This is a genomic window from Streptomyces sp. SID14478 (assembly GCF_010548525.1).
In the GTDB taxonomy this organism is placed as follows: Bacteria; Actinomycetota; Actinomycetes; order Streptomycetales; family Streptomycetaceae; genus Streptomyces.
Genome location: NZ_JAAGMG010001056.1, coordinates 1 through 638, shown reverse-complemented (window position 1 = coordinate 638; position 638 = coordinate 1). Strand labels below are relative to the sequence as shown.

The following is a 638-nucleotide window of genomic DNA, read 5'->3' as shown; positions in this document are numbered from 1 at the left end:
GGCGGGTGCCGCTGGCCGTCGCCGGGGTCGTCGGCGCGGCGGTCGCCGCCTATGTCTTCGTCGAGTACGGGGCCAAGCCCGGCGTCCTGTGGCTGCTCGGCATCGGCCTCGGTTTCGCGCTGTTCCACTCGCGGTTCGGCTTCACCTCCGCCTGGCGGCAACTCGTGGCCGTCGGCAACGGCACCGGGCTGCAGGCCCACACCCTCCTGCTCGGCACCACTGCCACGCTCTTCGCGCTGATCATCGGCACCGGCAGCGGCCTCTTCGGTTCGGTGCCGGTGCCCAGCGCGGGGCCGATCGGCGTGGCCCTGCTCGTCGGGGCGTTCCTCTTCGCCGTCGGGATGCAGCTCGGCGGCGCCTGCGCCTCGGGAACCCTCTTCGCGGTCGGCTCGGGACAGAGCACCATCGTGCTCACGCTCTTCGGGTTCCTCACCGGTTCCACGCTCGCCGCCTGGCAGTTCGGTCTCTGGAACGACCTGCCCGCCCTCGACCCGTACCTGCTGTCCGACCACGTCGGCTGGTTCGGCTCCTGGGCACTGACGATCGTGGCGCTCGCCGCGATCTGGCTGCTGGCCCGCGCCGTCCAGAGCCGCCGCACCCCACCGCCGCTGAGCACCCCGCCGTCGGCGCGCGGCGCC

The 638-nt window shown here is 73.4% G+C and carries 1 protein-coding gene; it reads left to right on the top strand.

All coding sequences use genetic code 11. The annotated features are described in order from the left end of the window. A partial coding sequence (locus tag G3I40_RS33915) for a YeeE/YedE thiosulfate transporter family protein (protein WP_203645255.1) occupies nucleotides 1-638 on the top strand: 638 nt, incomplete at both ends.